At 57.9% G+C, this 1,484-nt stretch carries 1 protein-coding gene, 1 pseudogene and 1 CRISPR repeat array; the gene and the pseudogene both read right to left on the bottom strand.

The window, feature by feature from the left end; genetic code table 11:
- Positions 1-33 precede the first annotated feature (33 nt).
- Positions 34-740: a CRISPR direct-repeat array (repeat unit 33 nt; unit sequence GTCGCGGCCCGCACGGGCCGCGCGGATAGAAAC).
- A 57-nt stretch (positions 741-797) separates the two neighbouring features.
- Entirely contained in the window at positions 798-968 is a 171-nt protein-coding gene (locus tag H146_RS21270) for a hypothetical protein (protein ID WP_019950940.1), read from the bottom strand.
- 258 nt (positions 969-1,226) lie between these two features.
- Positions 1,227-1,484: pseudogene (locus H146_RS21840) on the bottom strand (hypothetical protein); the annotation flags it as partial.

Here is a 1,484-nt window from a genome sequence, read left to right as displayed (position 1 = left end):
CCACCAGTGAAGACCTGGTTCCTTTGAACGATTGTCGCGGCCCGCACGGGCCGCGCGGATAGAAACGACACCGGCGCCGCCACCGGTACCGACTCGGAGCGTCGCGGCCCGCACGGGCCGCGCGGATAGAAACTAAGGTAACCCAATATTTGAAGGTAGACGGTAGTTGTCGCGGCCCGCACGGGCCGCGCGGATAGAAACTCAAGATCGCTACAGTGCTGGGCGTCAATGCAATGGTCGCGGCCCGCACGGGCCGCGCGGATAGAAACACCCCATGTTGGTTAAAGCGCGCGCTGATGTCGGGTCGCGGCCCGCACGGGCCGCGCGGATAGAAACTTCTATCGTCTGATTACCGACGTATTGGAAGATGTCGCGGCCCGCACGGGCCGCGCGGATAGAAACAGTTGTGACGTCGCCGATCCGGTCCAGCAGCCGAGGTCGCGGCCCGCACGGGCCGCGCGGATAGAAACATGGAGTCGATCGCGGACGACGCCAGCCGTTTGCGTCGCGGCCCGCACGGGCCGCGCGGATAGAAACAGTCCAAAATGTAGTGCATGCCATTGTTGCGTTATGTCGCGGCCCGCACGGGCCGCGCGGATAGAAACGCAGTGGTGTCATGACACAGTAGTGACGGCCCAGAGTCGCGGCCCGCACGGGCCGCGCGGATAGAAACGGCGCTCATTCCATCCGACAGCCATGTGCTCGTGGTCGCGGCCCGCACGGGCCGCGCGGATCAAAGCCGGCAACCATGTTTTCGATGGTGTCGCGGCATGGCGTTATTGGCGCTCCGGGTAGGGCTATAAACGATCGATGACCAGCATCGGCTTGCCGATACGTGCCGGGTTTTCGAAATGCGCCAGCGCTTCTCGCCACTGCGGCAGCGCAAATTCGGCACAGGCGGGCAGGGTGGTATCGCGCAACAGTGTCCAGAGCCTGATGAAGCGCTGCTGCCAGTCGGGGTAGAACAAGCACTCGTGCCACCAGCCGCCATTTCAGAAGAATGGGTTGTAACATTCTGATTGATGAGGGCACTGCGCTTGATAGAATTGCCCGCTAACAACGGATAGCGAATTGATACGCGATCGTCTCATCACCGGTCAGGAATTCATCAATAACTCTGAAAGTGCCCTCTCGTTCTCGTACTTCTTTAAACTGTTGCCGTGTGTACTTTAAACAGCAATTAGTCAGGAGATAGCGTTCCGATCCGTTATATTTAGTCGCCCCTGCTAAACCCCGATTTTTTCCGGGGAGTCGAATTCGGCTCTCCTTATACTGGCCAATGAGCACAAAAAATTGAAGATCATTGACCGGACATAACGCCAAAATAGACCTGAAAAGCGGAAAAAGTAACAGACAAAAAGAAGCTCCCTGAGCTTCTTCATGACTTTCCTCAAATTCATGCCGACACCACACAGCAGCGCATGAATCCGATCGCCCTTGCGCCCTTTCAGATAACAGCGTGACAGCAATCCTTCGCTTTTCAT

The organism is Kushneria aurantia DSM 21353 (genome assembly GCF_000382245.1).
GTDB lineage: Bacteria > Pseudomonadota > Gammaproteobacteria > Pseudomonadales > Halomonadaceae > Kushneria > Kushneria aurantia.
This window is presented reverse-complemented; position numbering and strand designations above follow the sequence as displayed.